The organism is Candidatus Pelagibacter sp. (assembly GCF_052049975.1).
In the GTDB taxonomy this organism is placed as follows: Bacteria; Pseudomonadota; Alphaproteobacteria; order Pelagibacterales; family Pelagibacteraceae; genus Pelagibacter.
In genome coordinates, this window is the sequence record NZ_JBNGYZ010000001.1 from 239,489 (window position 1) to 265,256 (window position 25,768).

Annotated in this window: 24 protein-coding genes and 2 tRNA genes; 16 read left to right on the forward strand and 10 right to left on the reverse strand. The window is 28.8% G+C overall.

Annotated features, from left to right (window positions below; translation table 11 throughout):
• The first annotated feature begins 24 nt into the window (after nt 1–24).
• From ACTT9U_RS01135 to ACTT9U_RS01145, 3 genes are all read left to right on the forward strand, one after another.
• Nucleotides 25–813, forward strand: coding sequence for an MlaA family lipoprotein (locus ACTT9U_RS01135; protein WP_440931357.1), 789 nt, complete (start codon nt 25–27; stop codon nt 811–813).
• A gap of 7 nt (nt 814–820) precedes the next feature.
• A complete protein-coding gene (locus ACTT9U_RS01140; RefSeq protein WP_440931358.1) occupies nt 821–1,417 on the forward strand; it encodes an MlaC/ttg2D family ABC transporter substrate-binding protein in 597 nt (198 codons plus the stop codon).
• Nucleotides 1,418–1,556: 139 nt separating this feature from the next.
• Nucleotides 1,557–1,919: a hypothetical protein gene (locus ACTT9U_RS01145; protein WP_440931359.1), complete on the forward strand. Its 363-nt coding sequence runs from the start codon at nt 1,557–1,559 to the stop codon at nt 1,917–1,919.
• A gap of 11 nt (nt 1,920–1,930) precedes the next feature.
• Here the strand turns inward: ACTT9U_RS01145 and ACTT9U_RS01150 are convergent.
• From ACTT9U_RS01150 to ACTT9U_RS01170, 5 genes are all read right to left on the reverse strand, one after another.
• Nucleotides 1,931–2,007 (reverse strand) — tRNA-Ile (locus tag ACTT9U_RS01150).
• Nucleotides 2,008–2,060: 53 nt separating this feature from the next.
• Nucleotides 2,061–2,135, reverse strand: a tRNA-Val gene (locus ACTT9U_RS01155).
• A 3-nt stretch (nt 2,136–2,138) separates the two neighbouring features.
• Nucleotides 2,139–3,950: an RNA polymerase sigma factor RpoD gene (gene rpoD / locus ACTT9U_RS01160; protein ID WP_440931360.1), complete on the reverse strand. Its 1,812-nt coding sequence runs from the start codon at nt 3,948–3,950 to the stop codon at nt 2,139–2,141.
• Between the two features lie 67 nt (nt 3,951–4,017).
• Nucleotides 4,018–5,793 carry a DNA primase gene (gene dnaG / locus ACTT9U_RS01165; RefSeq protein ID WP_440931361.1) on the reverse strand — a complete coding sequence of 592 codons (1,776 nt, stop codon included), beginning with the start codon at nt 5,791–5,793 and terminating at the stop codon, nt 4,018–4,020.
• Entirely contained in the window at nt 5,793–6,254 is a 462-nt protein-coding gene (locus tag ACTT9U_RS01170; protein ID WP_440931362.1) for a GatB/YqeY domain-containing protein, read from the reverse strand. The genes dnaG and ACTT9U_RS01170 overlap by 1 nt, the downstream gene beginning before the upstream one ends.
• A 128-nt stretch (nt 6,255–6,382) precedes the next feature.
• Here ACTT9U_RS01170 and carA point away from each other — a divergent pair, with 128 nt between their 5' ends.
• A complete protein-coding gene (gene carA / locus ACTT9U_RS01175) occupies nt 6,383–7,579 on the forward strand; it encodes a glutamine-hydrolyzing carbamoyl-phosphate synthase small subunit (RefSeq protein ID WP_440931363.1) in 1,197 nt (398 codons plus the stop codon).
• Nucleotides 7,557–10,781 (forward strand): carbamoyl-phosphate synthase large subunit, encoded by a 3,225-nt coding sequence (gene carB / locus ACTT9U_RS01180; protein WP_440931364.1) that lies wholly within the window; start codon nt 7,557–7,559, stop codon nt 10,779–10,781. The genes carA and carB overlap by 23 nt, the downstream gene beginning before the upstream one ends.
• On the opposite strand, the gene ACTT9U_RS01185 is transcribed toward carB, so the two are convergent.
• Nucleotides 10,778–11,443, reverse strand: a complete 666-nt coding sequence (locus tag ACTT9U_RS01185) for a hypothetical protein (RefSeq protein WP_440931365.1) — start codon at nt 11,441–11,443, stop codon at nt 10,778–10,780. The two genes, carB and ACTT9U_RS01185, sit on opposite strands and share 4 nt — an antisense overlap.
• Nucleotides 11,430–12,380 (reverse strand): mitochondrial fission ELM1 family protein, encoded by a 951-nt coding sequence (locus ACTT9U_RS01190; protein ID WP_440931366.1) that lies wholly within the window; start codon nt 12,378–12,380, stop codon nt 11,430–11,432. The genes ACTT9U_RS01185 and ACTT9U_RS01190 overlap by 14 nt, the downstream gene beginning before the upstream one ends.
• A 21-nt stretch (nt 12,381–12,401) precedes the next feature.
• Here ACTT9U_RS01190 and trxB point away from each other — a divergent pair, with 21 nt between their 5' ends.
• Nucleotides 12,402–13,346, forward strand: coding sequence for a thioredoxin-disulfide reductase (gene trxB / locus ACTT9U_RS01195; protein WP_440931367.1), 945 nt, complete (start codon nt 12,402–12,404; stop codon nt 13,344–13,346).
• Nucleotide 13,347: 1 nt separating this feature from the next.
• Here the strand turns inward: trxB and ACTT9U_RS01200 are convergent, their stop codons facing one another.
• Entirely contained in the window at nt 13,348–14,538 is a 1,191-nt protein-coding gene (locus ACTT9U_RS01200; protein ID WP_440931368.1) for a pyridoxal phosphate-dependent aminotransferase, read from the reverse strand.
• A gap of 36 nt (nt 14,539–14,574) precedes the next feature.
• Between ACTT9U_RS01200 and uvrB the strand changes: the two genes are divergently transcribed.
• From uvrB to pgsA, 5 genes are read left to right on the forward strand one after another with little or no spacing between them, the layout of a single operon-like run.
• Nucleotides 14,575–16,749, forward strand: a complete 2,175-nt coding sequence (uvrB, locus tag ACTT9U_RS01205; protein ID WP_440931369.1) for an excinuclease ABC subunit UvrB — start codon at nt 14,575–14,577, stop codon at nt 16,747–16,749.
• Entirely contained in the window at nt 16,731–17,486 is a 756-nt protein-coding gene (locus ACTT9U_RS01210) for an SDR family oxidoreductase (protein WP_440931370.1), read from the forward strand. Before uvrB ends, ACTT9U_RS01210 begins: the two co-directional genes overlap by 19 nt.
• A complete protein-coding gene (locus ACTT9U_RS01215; RefSeq protein ID WP_440931371.1) occupies nt 17,483–17,908 on the forward strand; it encodes a dihydroneopterin aldolase in 426 nt (141 codons plus the stop codon). Before ACTT9U_RS01210 ends, ACTT9U_RS01215 begins: the two co-directional genes overlap by 4 nt.
• Nucleotides 17,895–19,730, forward strand: coding sequence for an excinuclease ABC subunit UvrC (gene uvrC / locus ACTT9U_RS01220; protein ID WP_440931372.1), 1,836 nt, complete (start codon nt 17,895–17,897; stop codon nt 19,728–19,730). Before ACTT9U_RS01215 ends, uvrC begins: the two co-directional genes overlap by 14 nt.
• 3 nt (nt 19,731–19,733) lie before the next feature.
• On the forward strand, nt 19,734–20,318 hold the full coding sequence (gene pgsA, locus ACTT9U_RS01225; RefSeq protein ID WP_440931373.1) for a CDP-diacylglycerol--glycerol-3-phosphate 3-phosphatidyltransferase: 585 nt from the start codon (nt 19,734–19,736) through the stop codon (nt 20,316–20,318).
• Here pgsA and ACTT9U_RS01230 read toward each other — a convergent pair.
• Nucleotides 20,315–21,196: a branched-chain amino acid aminotransferase gene (locus ACTT9U_RS01230; RefSeq protein ID WP_440931374.1), complete on the reverse strand. Its 882-nt coding sequence runs from the start codon at nt 21,194–21,196 to the stop codon at nt 20,315–20,317. The genes pgsA and ACTT9U_RS01230 overlap by 4 nt on opposite strands.
• A 72-nt stretch (nt 21,197–21,268) precedes the next feature.
• Between ACTT9U_RS01230 and ACTT9U_RS01235 the strand changes: the two genes are divergently transcribed.
• Genes ACTT9U_RS01235 through ACTT9U_RS01245 form a run of 3 tightly spaced genes read left to right on the forward strand, consistent with a single transcriptional unit; the run spans nt 21,269 to nt 23,676 of the window.
• Nucleotides 21,269–21,706 carry a MarR family winged helix-turn-helix transcriptional regulator gene (locus ACTT9U_RS01235; protein ID WP_440931375.1) on the forward strand — a complete coding sequence of 146 codons (438 nt, stop codon included), beginning with the start codon at nt 21,269–21,271 and terminating at the stop codon, nt 21,704–21,706.
• Nucleotides 21,699–22,376, forward strand: coding sequence for a response regulator (locus tag ACTT9U_RS01240; protein WP_440931376.1), 678 nt, complete (start codon nt 21,699–21,701; stop codon nt 22,374–22,376). Before ACTT9U_RS01235 ends, ACTT9U_RS01240 begins: the two co-directional genes overlap by 8 nt.
• The gene (locus ACTT9U_RS01245; RefSeq protein WP_440931377.1) at nt 22,357–23,676 is read left to right on the forward strand and encodes an ATP-binding protein; all 1,320 of its coding nucleotides are present in this window, start codon (nt 22,357–22,359) and stop codon (nt 23,674–23,676) included. The genes ACTT9U_RS01240 and ACTT9U_RS01245 overlap by 20 nt, the downstream gene beginning before the upstream one ends.
• On the opposite strand, the gene ACTT9U_RS01250 is transcribed toward ACTT9U_RS01245, so the two are convergent.
• Nucleotides 23,654–23,920: a hypothetical protein gene (locus ACTT9U_RS01250; RefSeq protein ID WP_440931378.1), complete on the reverse strand. Its 267-nt coding sequence runs from the start codon at nt 23,918–23,920 to the stop codon at nt 23,654–23,656. The two genes, ACTT9U_RS01245 and ACTT9U_RS01250, sit on opposite strands and share 23 nt — an antisense overlap.
• Before the next feature lie 43 nt (nt 23,921–23,963).
• On the opposite strand from ACTT9U_RS01250, the gene lgt reads away from it, so the two are divergent.
• Nucleotides 23,964–24,737 (forward strand): prolipoprotein diacylglyceryl transferase, encoded by a 774-nt coding sequence (gene lgt, locus ACTT9U_RS01255; RefSeq protein WP_440931379.1) that lies wholly within the window; start codon nt 23,964–23,966, stop codon nt 24,735–24,737.
• On the forward strand, nt 24,724–25,767 hold the full coding sequence (locus ACTT9U_RS01260) for an SAM-dependent methyltransferase (RefSeq protein ID WP_440931380.1): 1,044 nt from the start codon (nt 24,724–24,726) through the stop codon (nt 25,765–25,767). The genes lgt and ACTT9U_RS01260 overlap by 14 nt, the downstream gene beginning before the upstream one ends.
• Nucleotide 25,768 lies beyond the last annotated feature (1 nt).

The window sequence follows — 25,768 nt, forward strand, 5'->3', positions numbered from 1 at the left end:
AATTATATATTATAAGAAATTCCAATGGTAAAAAAGTTATTAACTATACTGATTTTTAGTTCTTTTATTAGCTCGAACATATATGCGGCTGAATCACATGAGGAGCAAATTTTAAGGACAAACGACCCAGCAGAAGTAAAAGAATGTTTTGAAAAAGTAAACAGATTCACTTTTGCAGTAAATAAAAAACTTGATGATATTATTTTTGAACCTGTGGCAAGAGGTTATAGAGTTTTACCAAACCCAATAAGAAATGGTATTAGTAATTCATTAAGCAATCTCTCTAATTTGGTTACTATCCCCAATAATTTACTTCAAGGTGACGTTAAAATTGCAGGGCTAAACACAGGTAGATTTGCAATTAACACAACTGTAGGAATATTAGGATTTATAGATGTAGCAGAAAAACTTGGAATGCCTGAATATCAAAAAGAGGATTGGGGACAAACACTAGCTGTAAAAGATGTTGGGCCAGGTTGTTATATTGTTTTACCCGTACTCGGACCATCTACGGTGAGAGATGCATCTGCCTCTTTAGTTAACTTTGTAGGTGGAAACGCTTGGTACAATATAACTGTTAGAAATGAGACAGAATATTTTAATGATAATGATTATTTAGCATCAAGGCTAGGTGCAGGTTTAGATTTTAGAGCTAAAAATATTGACTCTTTTGATAATCTTGAAGAAAATGCAATAGATTTTTATGCATCCGTAAAAAGTTTATATTTACAAGATAGACTACAAAAAATACTTAATTCAAATGAAGTAATAGAGTCGATGGACGACTCTGATTGGGATGAAATAGAAGAATAAAAAGTTTATGAAAAAATTTTTTTCTTTTCTTTTTTTGGTCTCTTTAATAATCAATTGTAACAGTATTTCATTTTCAATAGAAGCTGATGTTTTTGTTCAATCAACAGTAAATAGAGCTGCGGATACCCTTGGGGGAAACAAAACTAAAGAGGAAAGAATTACAGAATTAAAAAATATAGCTTTGGATACAGTTGATATTACAGGAATAGGCTTTTATTCACTTGGAAAACATAGAAAAAATTTAAATGATGATCAAAAGAAAGAGTACTCTGAGGCTTTTAAAGAATATTTTTTAAACAGTTTTTCAAGTAGATTAGCAGAATACTCAAATCCTGTAATTGAAGTAAATTCTAAAGAAAAAATCAATGACAACTACACTATCGTTTCAAGTGTACTTGCTGGAACTGACAAAAGACCAGAAATTAAAATTGAGTGGAGAATATATACAAAAAATCCAGATAAACCATTGATAAGAGATCTGATTATTGAGGGTTTAAGCTTAGCGAGAACTCAAAAAGAAGAATTTAATTCAATAATTACTGGAGCAAATGGTGATATCAATGCTCTATTAGAGAATTTAAGAAACTTCAGTAATAACAAATAATTTTTCAATCAATAGTAACAAATTGTTTTTAAAAAGAATTAACGCTAAATTTTGCCTTTTCTTTTCATCGTTATATTCGTTCACCTTCTCAGGTTATTATTTATATAAGGCAATAATTTTATACTTTGTTCAATCTGCAATGGAAGATACTTTTGTTGGTGGAAATACATCAGATGTTTCAATAACTTTATGGTTTATAGTTTTTGTCTTAATGACATTAGTTGGTTTGCTCTTTGTTTACTTTGTAAAGATTAAAGATCTAAAAAGTTTAGTTGTTATTTTAAAAGGAATTTCTTTTTTTTGGGTTTTTTTTACAATATTTAATTTATATCTATTTATAGAAACTTTTTATCTTTCATTATTAGTATTTATGCCATTAATTATCAATTATTATGGATTAAAAAACGTTAAAAAAGAAATTATTCTTCAATTAAATAAAAAGGGATTAAGTGACAAAGAAATCCATCTTCTTCAATTGTTAGCAGGTATTAAAAAGAAGTAATTTGAAAGTAATGGTGGGCCCGCCAGGACTCGAACCTGGGACCAATACATTATGAGTGTACTGCTCTAACCAACTGAGCTACAGGCCCAAAAGAATATTTGATTATACTATTTTAAATCAGTTATCAAACAAAGAATTTAATGGTGGGCCGTGTTGGTTACGCTCCAACTACCCCTGCAATGTCAATGCAGTACTCTACTATTGAGCTAACGGCCCAAATTAACTTTCCAAGAAACTTTTTAATTGTTTTGATCTGCTTGGATGTTTTAATTTTCTTAAAGCTTTAGCTTCAATCTGTCTGATTCTTTCTCTTGTAACTGAAAATTGAAGACCCACTTCTTCTAAAGTATGGTCAGTGTTCATTCCTACACCAAATCTCATTCTTAAAACTCTTTCTTCTCTTGGAGTTAAAGTAGATAAAATTTTTGTAGTCGCTTCTCCTAAATTAGATTTAATTGCTTGTTCTAATGGCGCTAAAGCTTTTGTATCCTCAATAAAATCACCAAGACTACTATCTTCTTCATCACCAACTGGTTTTTCTAATGAAACTGGTTCTTTTGAAATTTTTAATACTTTTCTAACTTTATCCAAAGGCATTCTTAATTTTTTAGCTAATTCTTCAGGTGTTGCTTCTCTACCATATTCGCTAAGAATTAATCTTTGTGTTCTTACAATTTTATTAATTGTTTCTATCATGTGAACTGGAATTCTGATTGTTCTAGCTTGATCAGCTATTGATCTTGTTATTGCTTGTCTAATCCACCAAGTAGCATAAGTAGAAAATTTATAACCTCGTCTGTATTCAAACTTATCTACAGCTTTCATTAATCCAATGTTACCTTCTTGAATTAAATCTAAAAACTGTAAACCTCTATTTGTATATTTTTTAGCTATAGAAATTACTAATCTTAAATTAGCTTCCACCATTTCTTTTTTTGCGATCCTAGACTCTTTTTCACCTTTTTGGATTCTACTAACTAACTGTTTATAATCTGTAACAGACATGCCAAGTTTATGGCTAATTTCAATTAATCTATCTCTTATATTTTTAAACTCTTCTTTATTTCTAGAAAAGAATTCTTTCCATTCTTTATTTGTATCTAAAAACTTTTTTAAGTTTGGATTAATTTCATTTCCAACATAAAATTTAATAAATTCATTTCTACTAATTTTTTGATCCATAGCTAAACGCAACAAATTACCTTCTAATGAAATAATTTTTTTATTTTCAGCATAATGTTTTTGAACTAATTCCTCTAATACAGAGGGTGACAGCTGAAGAGTTTTTATATTCTCTAAAATATCATCTACAATTTTTTGATATGTTTTTTCTTTAGATGGTGAAAAAATTTGAGAGTTTAATAAGCATTCTAATTTTTCTTTCTGATACTTTATTAATTTATTATATTCTTTTGTAAGTGTATTTACAGTCTTTAAAACTTTAGGTTTAATCTCAGTTTCCATAGCTGCAAGAGTTGGATTAAAATCATCATCGTCAGTGGTAGTTTCCTCTTCACCTGAATTTTTTTGTTTTGCACTTGGGCCTGTAGACTCGTCCTCCATATAATTAGTGTCAATATCGATTATTTCTCTAACTAAAATTTCATCTTTTTGAAGTTTCTCATCCCACTCAAAAAATTGTTGTGCTGTAATAGGGCTTTGTGAAAGTGCAATTAACATTACATCCTTTCCAGCTTCTATTCTTTTTGCGATTGCAATTTCACCTTCTCTAGAAAGAAGCTCTACCCCACCCATTTCTCTTAAATACATTCTAATTGGGTCGTCGCTCTTCTCTATAGTTTTGCCTTCTTCTTTTGGAGAGTTCTCTTTTTTTCTTAAAGCTTTAAAATCTGATTTTTTTTCTACTAATGAAATATTTTCATCAAGTATATGAATAAAAGCTTGTCCTAAGTTTTCATCTGAAAGATTTCTCTTTCCAAGAGATTTGCTTAATTCTTCATAGGTTATAAAGCCTCTATGGGTTCCACGCCCCATTAATCTTGCAAATGATTTAGTAATTATTCTTTCCACAGTAAAATAGTTTGAGAGACTTATATAATGTCAAATAAGCAAAAATCCATTAATAATTTTTGCTAAATTAATTGATATTTTGTCTTTTTTTTAGCTCTTTTAGCTCATTAAAAGTATCTTCGCTAAAGTCTTTTGAAAATCTCGATTCTAATTCTTGGATTCTGAACTCTAAATCATAATTATTTAAATCTCTCTTAATATCTTCAAGAATTTCAATAACCTCAAAATCATTATTTATTTTATTTTTTAGTATATGCTTAATTGGTGCAAATCGATTTATTTTATCAATTATTTGATTATCTAGATCCAAATCCTCCAGATGAAGTTTTTCCTCTATTTTTAATTTCTCAGTTATAGAATTAAATATTGTTTTATTTTCATCTGTAAATATTTTTATATTGTCTAAAAGATTAATATTTTCTTGTAGAATATTTAAGCTATTAATCATTAAATAGATAAGAGAAAACTCTTTTAATTCAACTCCGCTGAACTGCTTGCTTTCTTTAAAATGTTTTTTTGTCACCTCTAAAGATTTAATTTTTTTTGTATATCTTTTTTTTTTTATTTGTGATTGATGTGGTGTTAATTCTGAAATTTTCTCTAAGAAGTATTCTAAAACATATTTTTTAATCAACGTATCTTTAATACTATTTGCGATATTTCTTAATTTTTTTTCAAATATTGCTAAAGATGAGGGATCATTACTAGTTTGTTGCTTATAATGATTGAAAATAAACTGATGAATTGAAAGTTTACTATTTTTTGAAAAATCTAAAAAATTATTTTTTCCATTTTTACTAACATAGCTATCAGGATCTTCATTTTCTGGTAAAAATAAAAATGATATTTGTTTATCTGGTTGTAAATCTTTAATTGAGTTTTCTGCTGCCCTTAATGCAGCTTTGTATCCACTCTCATCACCGTCAAAACATATTATAATATCATCAAAAAATTGATTCAAAGTTGAGATTTGTTTGTCAGTAAGAGATGTGCCTAAGTTAGCAACAACATTTTCAATTTCATTTTTATTTAAACCAACCACATCCATGTATCCTTCTACCAAATATATATTCTCAGATTTATTAGAAAGTTTTCTTGCTGTGTCTAGATTATATAAGTTTGATCCTTTTTTAAAAAAATTTGTCTCAGGTGAGTTAATGTATTTTGCTAAGTAATCTTTCTTTTCAATTATTCTTCCGCCCAATGCAATTGGTTGTCCAGACAAATTATTTATTGGAAAAATTATTCTATTTCTAAATCTTTCTACTAACTTATTGTTTTTATCATCAATATAAAATAATCCTGTTTCTAATAAAGCGTTCTCTTTAAATTCATCTTTAAATTTTTCAATAAAAGTAGAATTATAATTAACAAAACCAATCTTAAATTTTTTTACAATTTCTTTTCCTAAAGATCTATTTTTTAGATAATCTCTAGCATTAGAATAAGTTTCATTTTTTAATAATTCATTATGATAATAATCAACGTAACGTGAATAGATCATTGAATATTCTTTCCACTTCTTCTCTCTTTCTTCATCTTGTTTTGAAAACATATAAGGTTGCATACCTGCCACATTAGCTAAATATCTAACGGCTTCACCAAACTTTAAATTTTGAGTTTTCATTACAAAATCAAAAATATTTCCATGTTCTGAAGTAGCAAAACAATGATAAAATTCTTTTTCATCATTTACAGTAAATGAAGGTGTTTTTTCATTTTTAAATGGAGATAAACCGACAAATTCTTTTCCTCTTTTTTTTAGATCAACTGTTTTTGAAACAACAGTTGATACTTTTAATCTTGATTTAATTTCATCAAGATACTCTTTGGGATATTTCATTACTTATTTAATAATTCTTTTATTAAAGAGCCTGCTTTTGCAAAATCTATTTCATCAGAATATTCTTTTTTAAGAGTACCCATTACTTTGCCCATGTCTTTGATAGAGGCAGCTCCAGTTTTTGAGATTATTTGCTCACAGATTTTTTTTGTCTCTTCTTCACTTAATTGTTTGGGTAAAAAACTTGTCAAAATATCATGTTCATTTTGTTCAACTTCCAAAAGATCTGTTCGATTATTCTTTTTATATATTTCAATCGATTCGGCTCTTTGTTTAACCATCTTTTTTAAAAGTTTTTTAATATCCTCATCGTCAGTTTCTTTTTTATTCGGACCTGACCTATTTGTGATATCTAAATCCTTAATAGATGATAAAATTAACCTGTAAGTTGAGATTTTAGATTTATCTTTAGCTTTAAGGGCATTTTTATACTCTGTTTCGATTGTTTCTTTTAAAGACATAATTTTTTTAATCTACTTAAAAGATAAAAATGGTCAAAAGAAAAAATTGTTTTTTCACAGTTTTATAATACATATCGGTTGCGATAATAATTCAATTATTGTAATTACCTTTAACTCATGAGTTGTAATTGATAAAAAAAAGAAAAAAAACTAACTCAAAAATAATCCCAGATTTACACACAGGCATTTTAGTTCTTGAAAATAGAAAAATATTTAAAGGTGTTGGTCTTGGTTACCAAGGAACTGCTACAGGCGAAGTCTGTTTCAATACATCACTTACCGGATATCAAGAAATTATTTCTGACCCATCTTATGCTGGTCAAATAATCAATTTTACCTTCCCTCACATAGGGAACGTTGGGACAAATATAGAAGATGTAGAGTCTGATAAAATTTGGACTAGAGGAGTAATTATTAATTCAGAAATAACTGACCCATCAAATTATAGAGCGCTTTCTCATCTAGATAATTGGCTAAAAAAGAATAAAATTGTCGGAATAACTGGTTTAGATACAAGAAGTTTAACTAATTTTATTAGAGACAAAGGTGCTCCAAAAGGAACGATTTCTCATTCAAAAAGAGGTAAGTTTAATCTTAACAATTTAACTAAGAACACAATTAATTGGAGTGGATTAAAAAATTTAGATCTTGCAAAAGAAGTAAGTACAAAGAAAAATTTTACCTGGAAAGGTTTTAAAACATGGAGAAAAGAAGATGGATTCAAGAAAAATAATAAAAACAAATATCATGTTGTAGCCATAGATTATGGAATTAAAAAAAATATTTTAAGATATTTTTCAGACTTTAAATGCAAAGTTACTGTTGTTCCTTGTGATGCTAGAGCTGATAAAATCTTAGCTCTTAAACCTACTGGTATTTTTTTATCTAATGGGCCTGGCGATCCTGCTGCTACAGGTAAATATGCAATTCAAATAATAAAAGATTTAATTAAAAAAAATTTGCCAATATTTGGTATTTGTTTAGGCCACCAAATCTTAGCTTTAACGCTTGGTGGAAAAACAAAAAAAATGAAATTAGGCCATAGAGGTGCTAATCATCCTGTTAAAAATCTAATTCATGATAAAGTAGAAATAACAAGTCAAAATCATGGTTTTGAAGTTATACAAGAAAGTTTACCTAAAAATGTAGAAGTAACTCATAAATCTTTATTTGATAATTCAATTGAAGGAATACGATTAAAGAACAAACCAATTTTTTCTGTTCAATACCATCCAGAGTCTAATCCTGGTCCACAAGATAGCGTTTATTTGTTTCAAGAATTTATTAACTCAATGAAAAAAAATGCCAAAAAGAAGAGATATTAAAAAAATATTAGTTGTGGGAGCTGGACCAATAATTATTGGTCAAGCATGTGAATTTGATTATTCAGGTACTCAAGCTTGTAAAGCGTTAAGAGATGAAGGTTATAAAGTAATATTGATCAATTCAAATCCAGCAACAATCATGACTGACCCAGACGTTGCTGATAAGACTTATATAGAACCAATTACCTTAGAAGTCCTAGAAAAAATAATCAAAAAAGAAAAACCAGATGCAATTTTACCTACAATGGGAGGTCAAACAGCTCTAAATATTGCAATGGATGCTGAAAAAAAAGGAATTCTTAAGAAATATAAAATTGAACTGATAGGTGCAAATTCAAAAGCTATTTCAAATGCTGAAGATAGAAAAAAGTTTAGAAAAAATATGTTAGATATCGGTTTGGACTTACCAAAGTCACAAATTGTAAATAACATTAAACAGGCTTCAAAAGCTTTAAAACAAATTGGTTTACCTGCAATAATAAGACCCGCTTTTACTCTTGGTGGTCTTGGTGGTGGTATAGCTAGAACAAAAAAAGATTTTACTAAAATTGTATCTAATGGTCTACATGAGTCACCTGTAAGCCAAGTTTTAGTAGAGGAATGCTTGCAAGGATGGAAAGAATTCGAAATGGAGGTTGTTAGAGATAGAAAAGACAACTGCATTATTATTTGTTCAATTGAAAATATTGATCCTATGGGAATTCACACAGGAGACTCTGTTACTGTTGCCCCTGCTCTGACATTAACTGATAAAGAGTATCAAGTGATGAGAAATGCTTCTATTGCATGCTTGAGAAAAATAGGAGTTGAAACAGGTGGATCTAATGTTCAGTTTGCAATCAATCCTAAAAATGGACGTATGGTTGTAATAGAAATGAATCCTAGAGTTTCTAGATCATCAGCATTAGCCTCTAAAGCAACAGGTTTTCCAATTGCTAAAGTTGCAGCGAAACTTGCAGTTGGTTACACATTAGATGAGCTTAAAAATGAAATAACAAAAGTAACACCCGCTTCATTTGAGCCAAGTATTGATTATGTTGTAACTAAAATTCCAAGATTTACCTTTGAAAAATTTCAAACGTCACCTGCTGAGCTTGGTACATCAATGAAATCTGTAGGTGAAGCTATGGCAATAGGAAGAAACTTTAAAGAGTCTCTTCAAAAAGCATTGGTATCATTGGAAACAGGTTTTTCTGGTTTAGATAGAATTTTTGATTTAAACAAAAACCAAATTGAGAGAGAACTAAAAGAAAATATTCCAAACAAAATACTCTTAATTGCTGAAGCAATAAGAAAAAAAATAAATCTTAAAAGAATATATAGTTTATCAAAAGTTGATCCATGGTTCTTGGAGCAAATAAAAGAAATAGTCGATAATGAAACAAAACTAAAACAAAAAGGTTTGCCAAAGAATTTTGAAGAATTTAATAAAATAAAATCAATAGGGTTTTCAGATAAGAAATTATCTGAACTAACAAATATTTCCGAAGATACCATAAGAAAAAGAAGATCTGCATTAAAAGTATTACCTGTGTACAAAAAAGTCGATACTTGTGCAGCAGAATTTAAATCTTTTACACCTTATATGTATTCCACATATCAGAGGAATTTTTCACTAAACACTGAATGTGAAGCAGACCCGTCGTCAAAGAAAAAAATCATTATTCTTGGAGGTGGTCCAAATAGAATAGGACAAGGAATAGAGTTTGATTATTGCTGTTGTCAGGCAAGCTTTTCGTTAAAAGACGCTGGTTTTGAAACTATAATGGTAAATTGTAATCCAGAAACTGTTTCAACAGATTATGATACTAGTGACAGATTATATTTTGAACCTCTTAAAGAAGAGTATGTATTTAATATAATCAAAAAAGAACAAGAAAATGGAAATTTAATTGGAGTGATTGCTCAATTTGGTGGTCAGACACCGATTAAATTAGCAAAATTTTTACACGATAACAAATTACCAATTTTAGGTACACAATACTCCTCAATAGACTTAGCTGAGGATAGAGATAGATTTAGAAATCTATTAAACAAACTGGACTTAAAACAAGCTGAAAGCGGAATAGCTAAAACATATAATCAAGCAATTAAAATCGCAGAAAAAATTGGTCTTCCTTTGATGGTTAGACCTTCATATGTTTTAGGTGGAAGAGCCATGGAGATTGTTCATGACAAGAGCCAGTTAAAAAATTTTGTATTAGAGGCATTTAAAGCTGCAGAAAATAATCCAATATTAATTGATAAGTTCTTAGACCATGCAATGGAAATTGATGTTGATGCACTTTCAGATGGTAAAGAAGTTTATGTAGCTGGAATAATGCAACACATAGAAGAAGCAGGAATACACTCTGGAGACTCTGCTTGTTGTTTACCTCCTGTTTCAATTAAACCCTATTTGGTAAAAGAAATTGAAAACCAAACTAAAAAATTAGCGTTGGCACTTAAAGTTAAAGGTTTTATGAATATTCAATTTGCAATTAAAAAAGATGAAATTTATGTAATCGAAGTTAATCCAAGAGCTAGCAGAACTGTTCCATTTGTATCCAAAGCAAAAGGATTACCACTTGCAAAAATAGCCTCTAGAGTTATGGCTGGTGAACAATTGTCTAAATTCTCATTAAAAGAAAAAACTAAAAATATGTACGCAGTTAAAGAGGCAGTTTTCCCATTTAATAAATTTCCTCAAAGTGATGTACTTCTTGGCCCAGAAATGAAATCAACAGGTGAAGTAATGGGATTTGATAAAGACTTTGGTATTGCCTACGCAAAAAGCCAAATATCAGCCTACAATTCTTTACCTACTAAAGGATTGGCGTTTATATCACTTAAAAACTCTCATAAAGATGAAGGTATTGATCTTGCTAAAGAACTTATAAAATTAAACTTTACATTATGTGCAACAAGAGGAACTGCGGAGTACATAAGAAAATTTGGGATGAAATGTAAAATTATCAATAAAGTTAGTAGTGGAAGACCTCATATTGTAGACGTTTTAGACTCAAAGAAAATAGCTTTGGTAATCAATACTGGAGGTGGAAACAGTGAACATAGATTAAATGATGCGATTGCATTGAGAAGAGCTACATTAAAAAATAAAGTTCCTTATTGCACAAATATGTCAACTGCAATGGCTTGTCTACAAGGAATAAAATCTTTAAAAACTAAAAAATTAGAAGTTAATTCTCTTCAAGACATTTAATTATTTACTTTCCAATCTGTTGGGAAAGTTACATAATTTACTTGGACACATCTTCTTTCTTTAACAATTTTTTTCTTTTCCATACCATGCCAAGTATTTGGACCGCTTGTAAACATGTATCCATAATTATGTTTATAGGGAACTGTTTTTACTTTTTCTAATTTTTCATTATAAAAATCAGTTCCAAGATCTTCAGACTCATTAACATTGTTTACAAAAATTAATCCTGAAAGTAATTTTTCTTTGATATCACAGTGTGGTTTCAGCCAAAATCCTTCTCTATCACAAATCACTTCAACTCTTACATATGAATTTGATAAATCTTTATTTATCATTTTTGAAATTGTTTCATGAGTTTCTTTAGACTGAAGTTCATTGATAAATTCTACTAAATTTGGGAAATCGTCTGCATTCTCTCTAGTTATAAAACATCTGAACTTTATGGCCTTTCCTCCTGAGGCTATCCCCTCTCTAAATTCTGCTGCACCACCATCGATAGCTCTTGTCCCATCATAATTCAAATTATGCTTAGTTACATCTGGGATATCTGCCTCTACTATTTCTTTAATAGCTCCATCGCTTAGAGCATTATCGTACTCCCAATGATCAAAAGGAAATTCATGTTTTTTGGAATGATTTTTAATTGAGTTAAGAAAAGTCATATTTAGTTAGTTGTTCTTTTATATAGCTTGATATTCTATCAGTTTCATTAAGTTTATCATAACTCCAATCTTCTACAGTATTATCAAGATCTTTAATAATTTTCATAGATTTAAATAGTTCGAAGAATTTTTTAAATCTGTAATTACTTTTTATTGGTTTCATTTGGGCTACATAAATTGGTTTACCAGTCATTGCTGATTCTGAAATCATAGAAGTTGAATCACATGTAACAACTATATGATCAGCTATTTTTAAAGAAGATAAGTAAGCTTTCTTATCTACTGTATCTATAATTATTTGGTTTTTATCAAAATAGTTTTTTGCAATCTCAACAATATTTTTTGGAGTTCTCATAGATGGAATTAATATTAATTGGAAACCATTTTGAATGAAGTTTTTTTCTATTTTTGCAAAAATATTTTCAATTTCTAATTTATCATAATTATAATATTTATTTGGACCACCAACTATTAAAGCAACTAATTTATCTTTTTTAATTCTATCTTTTAAATAATGCTCATTTTCATCAAGTTCTTTGTGTCTTAAGTAATGAATTGCTCCTTTACTTGTTATTACATTGCTACCTATCAAACCATCATGTTGTGGTGCAATAATGTAATCGAAATTACTTAATGAAACTTTTGGATCTTGAATGTGAATATTCATTATTTTGTTTCCAAATTTTTTTTTTAAAAATATTGATGGAATCACACTTTTTCTTCCACACGAAATAACAATATTGAAATTTTGATCTATTTTATTTTTGAAAACAAAGTCCTTCACAGGAGTTATGCTTGGTGGAATAAGCTTCCAAAAAGAACTCAATTCAATTTTCTCGTGTGTAAAATCTAAGTCTAAAGCTTTAGCAAGGCCTTCAACTTGACTTATCATTCCATGCATGCCTTCAGTTAATAATAAGCCTTTTAATTTTGTCATTTATAACTATATAGCTCTCATATGAATGAAAATCCAATTAAACACACAAAAGTATTAATTATAGGTTCTGGTCCTGCAGGTTATACTGCAGCTGTATATGCTGCTAGAGCAATGTTGAAACCAATTTTAGTTTATGGAGCTCAACCAGGTGGACAATTAACAACAACGACTGATGTTGAAAACTTTCCAGGCTTTGCAGATGTAATCCAAGGTCCTTGGTTAATGGATCAAATGAAAGATCAAGCAAAAGCTGTTGGTACAGAAATGATTGAAGATCATATTTCTTCAGTAAACTTAAAATCTACTCCATTTGAAGCGATTGGTGATAGTGGTCAAAAATATACTGCAGACAGTATAATTATATCAACTGGTGCACAAGCAAGATGGCTAAATTTAGATTCAGAACAAGAGTTTAGAGGTTTTGGTGTTTCAGCTTGCGCTACATGTGATGGTTTCTTTTTTAAAGATAAAGAAGTTGCAGTTGTTGGTGGTGGTAATGCTGCTGTCGAAGAAGCGATGTTCCTAACTAAATTTGCATCAAAAGTAAAATTAATTCACAGAAGAGATACATTAAGAGCTGAAAAAATGCTCCAACAAAAATTGATGGAAAATAAAAAAATAGAAGTAATTTGGGATTCTGTTGTTGAAGATGTAATTGGGGATAATGAACCAAAAAATGTAAAAGGAATTAAAGTTAAAAACCTAAAAACGAATAATGTTGAAGAAATGAAATTAGATGGCTTATTTATCGCAATTGGTCATGACCCAGCAACACAACTATTCAAAGATCAACTTGAAATGGATAAAGAAGGTTATTTAATTACTAAACCAGATTCTACTGAAACAAACATACCAGGAGTTTATGCTGCTGGAGATGTTAAAGACAAAACTTTCAGACAAGCTGTAACTGCTGCTGGAATGGGTTGTATGGCGGCTTTAGAAGCTGAGAAATTCTTATCTCACTAAACTATTTATTAAGGCTTTCACAAAAAGTTTTAATTCTGCTCATTGCTTTTTGTAAATTCTTCATAGATGTTGCGTAAGAAATTCTGAAATAACCATCTAGCCCAAATGCTGAACCTTGAACAACTGCCACATTAGATTTTTCTAATAATTTTTGAACAAATTCAGTATCTGTTTTTAATCCAGTCTTTTTATTTAATAGACCTTTGCAACTTGGGAAAACATAAAAAGCTCCCTCAGGTGTTAAGCAGTTTATTCCATCAATATTATTTAAGCTTTGCACTACAAAATTTCTTCTTTCCTTAAACGCTTTGGATCTTTTTTTTATAAAACTTTGATTGCCATTTAAAGCTTCAACAGCGGCTGCTTGGCTTATCGAAGATGGATTTGACGTAGATTGAGATTGAATTTTTCCAATAGCTTTAATTATATCCTTTGGACCTGCTGCATAACCTATTCTCCAACCAGTCATTGCATAAGATTTACTAACGCCATTCATTGTTAAGGTTCTGTCTTTTAATTGAGGAATTTGCGCAATTGTAAAAAAGTTGAAGTTATCGTATTTGATATGTTCATAGATATCATCACTCAAAATATGAACTTTTTTATTTTTGACTAAAACTTTTGCTAAATTTTGAATTTCTTTTTTTGTGTAACCAGCGCCTGTTGGATTAGAAGGTGAATTTAAAATTAACCATTTTGTTTTTTTTGTAATTGCCTTTTTAAGTTTGCTGGGAGTAAGTTTAAATCCTTCTTGCTCTGTACATTTAACTATTTTTGGTTTTCCCCCTGCTAATAAAACCATATCAGGGTAAGAAACCCAAAAAGGTGCAGGAATAATTACTTCATCACCCTTGTTAAGGGTTGCCATAAAGGCATTATATAAAACCTGTTTTCCACCAGTTCCAACAGTGATTTGATCAGTGGTATAGTTGATTTTATTTTCTCTTTTAAACTTATCTACAATAGCTTTTTTTAATGCTGGAGTTCCATCTACTGCTGTATATTTAGTGTCTCCACTTTTAATTGCCTTTATCGCTGCATTCTTAATGTTGTCTGGTGTATCAAAATCAGGCTCACCTGCACCAAGGCCTATCACATCTTTACCAGCCGCTCTTAATTCTCTTGCTTTCTGAGTAACTGCTATAGTTGGGGATGGTTTAATTCTTTTTAAACTGTCTGATATTATACTCATTGAAATATTAATTAATTTTACTACCTTCTTTAATATATGGAAAATACATATCAAGATTTAATTACAGATATTCAAAGTAAAAACCCGAAAATCAGTGGAAAACTTGAAGGTGGCAAAAAATTCAAAATTAAATCTGATTTTAAACCTGCAGGCGACCAACCAGAAGCAATAAAAAAACTTGTTAATGGAGCAAATAAAGAAGAATTTAATCAAGTACTATTAGGAGTGACTGGATCTGGAAAAACTTTTACAATGGCTAAAGTAATTGAAGCTACCAATAGACCTGCATTGATTTTAGCTCCTAATAAAACTTTAGCTGCCCAACTTTATGGGGAGATGAAAACTTTTTTTCCAGATAACGCTGTCGAGTATTTTGTTTCTTACTATGATTATTATACTCCAGAAGCTTATGTTCCTAGATCGGATACTTATATTGAAAAAGAAGCATCTATTAATGAACAGATAGATAGAATGAGACACTCGGCAACAAGATCTCTTTTAGAAAGAGATGATGTATTAATTGTTGCAAGTGTATCTTGTATTTATGGATTAGGCTCGGTTGAAGCATATAGTAAAATGACTTTAACTCTTCAGAAGAATTACGATTACAACAGAGAACAATTAATAAAATCGTTAGTTGCTCTTCAATATAAAAGGAATGATCAAAATTTTTATAGAGGAACCTTTAGAGCAAGAGGAGAGTATCTTGAAATATTCCCTTCTCACTTAGAAGATAGAGCTTGGAGACTAAGTTTATTTGGCGATAAACTAGAGCAAATCGAAGAATTTGATCCATTAACTGGCGATAAAGTAAGAGACCTAAATTTAGTTAAAGTTTATGCAAATAGTCATTACATAACCCCTAAACCAACAATAGAACAAGCAGTTATAAATATTAAGAGAGAACTAGAAGTAACTTTAAAAAAACATAGATCAGAAAATAAACTTTTAGAAGCACAAAGATTAGAAGAAAGAACTAAGTTTGATTTAGAAATGATTGAAGCAACAGGTTCTTGTGCGGGAATTGAAAACTACTCTAGATTTTTATCAGGTAGAAAACCAGGAGAACCACCTCCTACTCTATTTGAATATTTTCCTGATAATACATTAATTTTTGTTGATGAGTGTCACGTAACAGTTCCTCAACTTAATGGTATGTACAAAGGTGATAGATCAAGAAAAAGTACATTAGCAGAATACGGTTTTAGACTTCCTTCATGTATGGATAACAGACCACTAAAATTTGAAGAATGGGATTTAATGAGAACTCAAACTGTTTTTGTGTCTGCAACACCTGGTCCTTGGGAACTGGAACAAACAAAAGGCAAATTTATCGATCAGGTAATAAGACCCACTGGACTAATTGATCCACCTGTTGAAATAAGACCAGCAAAAAATCAAGTGGATGACTTAATGCATGAATGTAAAAAGGTTATAGAAAACAATCATAGAGTTTTAGTCACTACCCTAACAAAAAAAATGGCAGAAGATTTAACTGAATACCTACACGAAAACGGAATAAAAGTTAGATATCTTCACTCAGATATTGATACTCTTGAAAGAATAGAAATCATGCGAGACTTAAGAATGGGAGTTTTTGATGTGCTTGTTGGTATAAATTTATTAAGAGAAGGATTGGATATTCCTGAATGTGCACTAGTTGGAATATTAGATGCTGACAAAGAAGGATTTTTAAGATCTGAAACTTCTTTAATTCAAACTATTGGAAGAGCAGCAAGAAATGTTGATGGTAAAGTTGTTTTATACGCTGATAAAGAAACTAAAAGCATAAAAAAAGCTATACAAGAAACTGAGAGAAGAAGAAAAATTCAACTTGATTATAACAAGAAACATAAAATTGATGCAAAATCTGTAAAAAAAGAAATAAGTGACATATTAGAAAGTGTTTACGAAAAAGATTATGTCAAAATAAGTGAGGGCTCGAATGTTGGTGGAAATCTTAAAAAACATTTAAAAGCTCTTGATAAAAAAATGAAAGAAGCAGCATCTAATTTAGAGTTTGAAGAAGCAGCAAAAATTAGAGATGAAATTAGAAAACTTGAAAGTACAGAATTAGAGATAACTCTAAATCCTAAAATTAGACAATATGATGTAAAAAATAAACTTTATCCTAAAGGTAGATCAACATTAGGAATGCCAGGAACTAAAGTTACAAAAAAAAGAGATAAAAAATGGAAGCACGGAAAATAATCATCACAGGTGGTGCTACAAGGATTGGAGCCGCTATAGCAAAAAAATTATCTGGTCCAAATAAAGAAATATTAATTCATTATAATAAATCAAAAATAAAAGCTGAAATATTAAAAAAACAGTTAGAGAAGAATAATACAAAAGTCTATTTAGTAAAAGGTGATCTAAGTAAAGAAAAAGATATTAATAAAATATTAAAGTTTGCAAAATCGAAATTAAAATATTTTGATTGTCTCATAAACAATGCATCTTTATTTGAAAATGACAAATTAGATAACTTCACAAAAAATAGTTGGGAAAACCATATTAACACTAACTTAAAAGCACCCGCATTATTATCAAAAGGATTTAGCAAAAATATTAAAAAGGGGAATAACAATATTATAAATATTATTGATCAAAGAATATTTAAACTTACTCCATTCTTTTTTTCTTATACTTTAAGCAAAACAGGTCTTTATACTTTAACCAAAACTAGCGCTATGAGTCTTTCACCAAATGTAAGAGTAAATGGAATTGCGCCAGGGCCAACTATGAAAAATATCAGACAATCAGAAAAGCACTTCAAAAAGCAATATTTAGCAACGCCTCTCAAAAGACAAGTAGATGTTAATGAGATTTGTAATGCAGTTGACTTTTTTATCAAAAATAGATCTATTACAGGCCAAGTATTAGCTATTGATAGTGGACAAAATATGAATTGGCAAACTCCAGATATAATTGGGACAAAAGAATGAAAAAGAATAATTTAAAATTAGTTAAAATTAATAAGACAAAAAATCTTTTTAATTATGAAAAGAAAATTTTAATTAATGAGTTAATTTTAAATTTAAAATTAGGTTATTATGACTTCGAAAAAGAAAAACCTCAAAAAGTCAAATTTAGCCTTGAAATAGATTATGAGGACAAAAAACCAACAAATGATAAAGATATTAAATCAATTGTAAATTACGGCACGATTGTAAAATTAATTACAAAACTAGTTAAAAAGAAACATTACAATTTCCTAGAAACATTAGCAGAAGCAGTTTTTGATGAATTATTCAAAGACAAAAGAATTGCAAAGATAATGTTAAAAATTGAAAAATTAGAAATCCTTAAAGAATGCTCTTCAGTTGGTATTCAAATTACCAAAAAAAGAAGTCATGATAAGTTCTGATATAGGTAAGGAAGTCATTAAAAAAGAACTTCCTTTAATTCCAAAGTTGCCTGGTGTTTACAGAATGTTAAATGATAAAGAAGAAATTCTTTATGTTGGAAAGGCAAAAAATTTACCAAATAGATTAAAAAGTTATGTTGCAGAAAAAAATCACATAATTAGAACTGAAAGAATGTTATCTCAAACTAGGAAGTTGGAGATAACAACTACTTCTAATGAGAGTGAAGCTTTATTATTAGAAGCAAACTTAATCAAAAAACATAAACCAAGATTTAATATTTTATTAAGAGACGATAAATCTTTCCCTTTTATTTATATTGGTAACAAAGAAAAATGGTCTCAAATTAAAAGACATAGAGGAAAAAAAACTAAAGAAGGTTTTTATTTTGGTCCTTTTGCTTCTGCTGGTTCTGCAAATTGGACTATCAAAATGATACAAAAAATTTTTCATTTAAGAGTTTGTGATGACACGGTTTTTAAAAATAGAGAGAGACCATGTATTTTGTATCAAATTAAAAGATGTTCTGGTCCTTGTGTTGGATATATTAAAGAAGATGAATACAAACAAACTGTCAATGATGCTATTGAGTTTGTTTCAGGAAAATCTAGAAAAATTCAAAAAAATCTTTCTGATCAAATGGAAAAGGCAAGCGAAGAACTAGATTTTGAAAAAGCAGCAATTTTAAGAGATAGAATAAAATCTCTAAACATAATTCAATCCTCACAAAGAGTTAATGAAGCAAATTTAGTGGAGGCAGATGTAATTGCTGGTTATAAAGAGTCTGGTAAAACTTGCATTCAGGTATTTTTTTATAGATCTAAACAAAATTGGGGCAATCAAGCATTTTTTCCTAAGCATGATCCAGATGAAAGCTTGAATGAAATAATTAATTCATTTGTTTCTCAATTTTACGAAAATAAAAGTGTTCCATCGTCAATTATACTGTCAGAAGAAATTAAAGAGAAAACTTTAATTGAAAAAACTTTAACTCAAAAAGAAAATAAACAAATTACTATTTCTGTGGCTAAAAAAGGTTCTAAATTAAAAGTTATTAATCAAGCAATTAAAAATGCTAAGGATAGTTTAAATAGAAAACTTTATGAAAGCCAAAATAATAAAGATCTTTTTGATTCAGTTGCTAAAAAATTTAATCTAGAAACAAATATCAGTTTAATTGAAGTGTATGATAACAGTCATATCCAAGGCACAAACAGCGTTGGAGCTCTAATTACTTATGGAGAAGAAGGTTTTATTAAAAAAAGATATAGAAAATTCAATATTAAAACAAAAGGTAATGAACAGGATGATTATGGAATGATGAGAGAAGTATTGAGTAGAAGATTTAAAAAAGCAGTACAAGAAAAAGATAATTATTTAACATTTCCAGATTTAGTTATAGTTGATGGAGGTAAGGGCCAATATTCAGTGGCTAGAGAAACTTTAAACGAATTGGGCCTTCATGATATTCCATTAATTGCTATTGCTAAGGGTAAAATGAGAAATAGTGGTAATGAAACATTTTTTCATAATGGTAAAGAATATAAATTTACTAGAAATGACCCTACTCTTTTTTTCTTACAAAGAATCAGAGATGAGTCTCATAGATTTGCTATAAGTGCTCATAGAGCTAAAAGAAAAAAAGGGATAAGCAAGTCTCTTTTGGATCAAATTGAAGGTATTGGATCAATAAGAAAAAGGGCTTTATTAAATCACTTTGGCTCAGCAAGAGCAGTTGAATCTGCTAGTTTAGATGAAATTAAATCAGTTGATGGAGTTGAAGAAAAAGTTGCAAAAAAGATATATAACTTTTTTCACGAATAAAAAATGTTAAAAAAAATTCCTAACATACTTACAATTGGAAGAATAATAATTGTTCCTTTTTTTGTTATTGCTTTTTTTCTACCAGGTTTTTATGGTGATATAATTGCTTTAATCCTATTTATTGTTGCCTCTTTTACAGATTTTTTAGATGGAATGCTTGCAAGAATGATGGAGCAAGAGTCTAAACTTGGTGAATTATTAGATCCAATAGCTGATAAAATTATAGTTGCTGCAGCGCTTATTTTATTAGTTATGAATGGAACTATAAAAAATTACGAGGTGATCGCAGCAATAATAATTCTAACTAGAGAAATTCTTGTATCTGGTTTGAGAGAATTTCTTGCTAAAGGAAGAATAAAACTTCCTGTTTCAAACTTATCCAAATTAAAAACTGTACTTCAGATGGTTTCAATTGGTCTTTTACTGTCTGGTGAAACTGGAAACAAAATTATAAATTTTCAAGATTATAATGCTCAAACCATTGGGATAATTCTTTTATGGTTGTCAGCATTTTTAACTTTATATACTGGTTATGAGTATCTTAGAAAAGGTATAGACCATGCTATATCGGAAGATAACAAAAATTAAGCTGCTTTCTTTTTTCTTACTAAAGATTGATAACTTTCATTTAAGTCAATTATTGTTTCACAGACTTTAAATTTGTTGTCAGCAATACAAGAAACTGGGGTTACCTCAGCTGCAGTTCCTGTCAAAAAACAACCCACAAAGTCTTTCAGTTCATTAGGGCTAATTTTTCTCTCATTTACTTTAATGTTTTTTGATCTAGCAATATCAATCACCGTTCTTCTTGTTATTCCATCTAAAAAAGAGTCTGGAACTGGTGTGTGCAATTCTCCATTTTTATCTTTAAAAAAAATGTTAGCGCCTGTCGCTTCTGCAACATTACCCTCATGGTCTAACATCAAAGAATCAGTGTAACCATCTTTTTCTGCTTCATGTTTAGATAAAGTACAAATCATATATAATCCTGCAGCCTTTGTGTCCCAAGGTATTGTATTTGGAGCAGGTCTTCTCCATTTTGAAATGTTTAATTTTATACCCTCAACTTTAAGTTTTGGGTCAAAGTAAGATCCCCATTCCCATGTAGCAATTGCAACATGAATTTTGGTCTGTTGTGCTGAAATTGCCATCATTTCACTTCCTCTCCAAGCTACTGGTCTAACGTATCCATTTTCTACTTTTTGAGTTGCAATGATTTTCTTGGATGCCAAATTAATTTCTTCTTCACTATAAGGTATTTCAAAGCCCATTCTTTTTGCTGAATAAAAAAATCGAGACGTATGTTCCTCTAGTTTAAAAATAGAACCTTCGTAAACTCTTTCTCCTTCGAAAACACAACTTCCATAATGCAAGCCATGACTTAAAACATGGACTTTCACATCAGTCCAATCTACAAGATCGCCATTATACCAAATTTTTCCGTCTCTTTTATCGTAGGGTATCATGTAAGAAAATTTATTTTAATTTATCTGAAAATTATCTTTGTATCTTCAATATGTCAATATAACTTACCCATAATGAAAGAATTACTTTATTTAAAAGACGATCAATTAAAAGATCTTATAGAGAAACTTTTCATTGCATACAGAGACACTTTTGCAGATCCTAAAAAGATATTGGATAAGCATTCAATTGGAATAGCTCATCATAAGGTTATACATCTATTGTCAATGTATGAGGGTATTTCCATTTCTGAATTATTACATAAATTAAAAGTAACAAAACAAAGCTTAAATAGAGTTCTTAAAGATTTGACAAAACTTGAAGTAATTAGATTTGAAAAAGATGAAAAAGATACCAGGGTTAAGCACGTATATTTAGATGAAAAGGGAAAGAAATTATTTAAAGAAATTTTTGAAATTCAAAAAAAACGAATTTATACCGCTTTATTGAGTTCTAAATCAGAAGAAGTAATTAACTTTGATAACGTTTTGAAGAAAATAATTAATGGATAATTTTCTAGCTCATATTTTAGTTGTTGACGATGATGATGGCATAAGAGATTTGGTTAAGAAATATCTTAATGAAAATAATTTTTTAGTCACCACATCAAATAGTGCTGAAAATGCATCAGAAAAAATTAAAATTGTTAAGTTTGATATTATTGTCTTAGACATAATGATGCCTGGGAAAAATGGCCTAGAGTTTATAGAGGAACACAAAAGTACTCTCAAAACACCCATAATTCTTTTGACTGCTAAAGGCAATGCAGATGAACGCGTTGCGGGCCTCGAGATTGGAGCCGATGATTATTTACCAAAACCATTTGAACCTAAAGAGTTAGTGCTAAGAATTAAAAATATTTTAAATAAAACTAAAACTATTGAACAAAAAAGAATTGTTGAATTTTCAAATATAAAAATTGATTTGAATAAATTACTAATTCTTAAAGAAAATGAAGAATTCAAAATAAACAATACAGAAAAAATTATTTTAGAAAAAATGATTAATAACCCAGGAAAAACTTTTTCTAGAGAAGATATAGGCAAATTAATCAATTTAGATAAGGAAAGATCAATAGATGTTATCATTACAAGACTAAGAAAAAAAATTGAGTTAGATCCAAAAAATCCAAAATTTTTACAAACATTAAGAGGTAGTGGTTATGTTTTATGGATTGAATAAATTTGTAAAAAATCTATTACCTAAAAGATTATTTTATAGAGCACTTTTAATTGTAGCTACTCCAGTAATCTTATTGCAGTTAGTTGTTACAATCGTATTTTTTGATAGCCTTTGGATTAAAACTAATAAAGGTCTTACAAGAGCATTAGTTAGTGAAATTGATACATTTATTGTTGCTTATGAGAACGAAGATAATGATAAGGAATATTTAATAGACCTATTTTCAATTTATTTAGATTTAAATATTAAATTTATTGAGGATGATGAATTTGATTTCAAAATAAATGAAAGATGGTTTAGTCCTTTAGATAGATCTTTAAGACGAGAATTAAAATCAAGCATAGGAAATCAAAAATTTTGGTTTAGCACAACTGATTATTTAGAATTAATCAATGTTCGAATAAAATATAAAAATGGATATTTTGAATTTTTATTTCCCAAAGATAGAGTATCAAATTCTTCTGCAAGATTATTCGGTTTATGGATAACAGTACCTGCTATAGTTTTGATCACAATAGCTATGATATTTCTAAAAAATCAAACTAGACCTATTACAAATTTAGCAAGAGCTGCTGAAAAATTTGGTCGTGGAGAAGATGTGGATGAGTACAGACCATCAGGTTCTTTAGAAATTCGTCAAGCTGGATACGAATTTGAAAAAATGAGAAAAAGAATTCAAAGACATCTCAATCAAAGATCAGAAATGCTTTCAGGTATAAGTCATGATTTAAGAACACCATTAACGAGAATGAAATTACAACTTGCATTTATTAAGGATCAAGAAATCTCATCAAAACTAAGTGAAGATATAAATGAGATGGAAAAAATGCTTAATGAGTATTTGCAATTTACTAGCTCAAATTTTTCAGAAAAAAATGAGATATTCAATATTTCCTTACTAATGGATGAAATTATTCAAAAATATGAAAACAAAAATATATCAAAAAAATTAATTGATGAAATTTATATTAATGGAAGAAAAAATTTATTAAGAAGATGTTTTAATAATATTATAGATAATGCTATCAAATATGGATCAAAGGTAGATATATCATTATCTAAAAAAGGTAAAAATCTATTTATAATTATTGGAGATGATGGTCCAGGTATTCCAGAGGCAGAATACAATAACGTATTTAAACCATTTTATAAAATTGATAAAGGAAGAGCTGAAGCAAAATCTAGCGTTGGCTTAGGCTTATCAATTGCTTCTGATATAATAAGATCTCATGGAGGCTATATTAGATTGAACAAATCTAGATTAAATGGGCTAGAAGTTAAGATTTTTTTACCCGTTTAGTTTTTTTTTTAACAACGGTTTTTGTCTTCGTTTGTTTTAATTTTGCTATCTTATTTTCTAAGTTTTCAACCCTTTTTGCTAAAACGTCAAATTCGTCTTTACTAGTCAATCTCATTCTGAAGACAATCTCATCTCTTTTAGATCTGAGTATGTTAATTATCTCATTACCTAGATCTTTAGAAGTAATTAAGCTTTTTTCAAAAACTTGAGATAATTTATCAAAAACAAATTTTGAATTTTTCATAATTTTATTTAATATTAAAAATAACTTATAATCATTTAACTAAATGTTCATTAATAATTTTGACCCAGTTGCATTTACAATCCTATCTTTTGAAATAAGGTGGTACTCATTAGCTTATATTTTTGGAATTTTAATTGGTTGGTATCTAAGTAAGAAATTCTTTATTGATAATGATAAATTAAAGGAGGTTTTTGATGATTATATCACTTATGTAATCATTGGAATTATTCTTGGAGGAAGATTGGGTTATGTTTTTTTCTATGACTTTAGTTATTTTTTAAATAATCCAGTAGAAATTTTTCAAATATGGAATGGGGGAATGTCATTTCATGGAGGTTTATTGGGTGTAATACTTGCATCTCTTTTATTTTCAAAATCAAAAAATTTAGATGTTTTTGAATTTCTTGATATAATTGCAATTGTAACACCAATTGGATTATTTTTAGGAAGAATTGCTAATTTTATAAATTCTGAACTTTATGGAAAAGCTACAGAGGTAATTTGGTCCGTAAAGTTTGTAAAAGTAGATGAAATTTATAGACACCCATCTCAATTGTACGAGGCATTTCTAGAGGGAATAGTATTATTTGTAATTTTAATATTTGTTAAAAAAAGATCAAAAAGTTTAAATCCAGGATATATTTCTGGAATATTTTTAATTTTTTATTCCATATTTAGATTTATTTGTGAATTTTATAGAGTTCCAGATGAACAAATTGGATATCTCTTATTAAATCTAACCTTGGGTCAATATATTAGTATAATTTTCTTAGCAATTGGAATCACAATTTTTTCTTTTAAAAATGAAAAAAAATAAAAGTAAACTATTATCTCTAGATAATTTTATTGATTATGCTCTGTATGACAAAAAGAAGGGATATTACATAAAAAAAAATCCATTTGGAAAAACTGGAGATTTTATTACTGCTCCAAATATTTCTATTCTATTTTCTGAAATGATTTCTATTTGGTTGCTTTCATATTGGAATCATCTAAATCAACCAAAAGAAATTGATATCATCGAATTAGGTGCTGGTAATGGGGCACTCATGAAAGGAATAATAAATACATTAAAAAATTTTCCTAATTTTTATAATTCTTGTAATTTTTTGATATATGAAAAAAGCAAAACTTTAATTGATATTCAAAAAAATAATATTTCTTCACAGAAAATCTCGTGGAAAAAGAAATTAGAATTTAAAAAAAAAAATCCTATAATATTTATCGCTAATGAATTTTTTGATGCTTTGCCTATAAAACATCTAACTAAAATCAAAACTGTTTGGTACGAGAAATATGTAGAAATTTTACAAAATAAAGGAAAATTTAAACAAAAAAAAATAGATATTAAAAAGTACAAAAAAGACTTGTTTTCTGAAATCATAAAAAAACAAAAGTTTGTTGAGTATTCTCCTCTCTCCCTAAAATATTTAAGAGAAATAGGAAAAATTATTAATACAAATGACGGTGGTTTATTGTTGTTTGATTATGGGTATTCAGAGAATAAATTTAAAGATACTCTTCAAGCAATTCAAAATCATAAATATGCCAACATTTTAGATAATATTGGCAATAGAGATATTACTTATAATTTGAACTTTTACTTTCTTAAAAAATTTATACAAAGTTTAAAAGAGTTAAAAAGCATTTACATCAATCAGCGAAACTTTCTTTTAAATATGGGAATAATGCAAAGAGCTGAGATTATATCTAAAAAACTTAAATTTTCAAAGAAAGCAGATTTATTTTATAGAGTTGGTAGACTAATTGATGAAGACAAGATGGGCTCTTTGTTTAAAGTAATGTTTATAACAAAAAAAAATAATTCATTTAAGGTGGGTTTTTAAA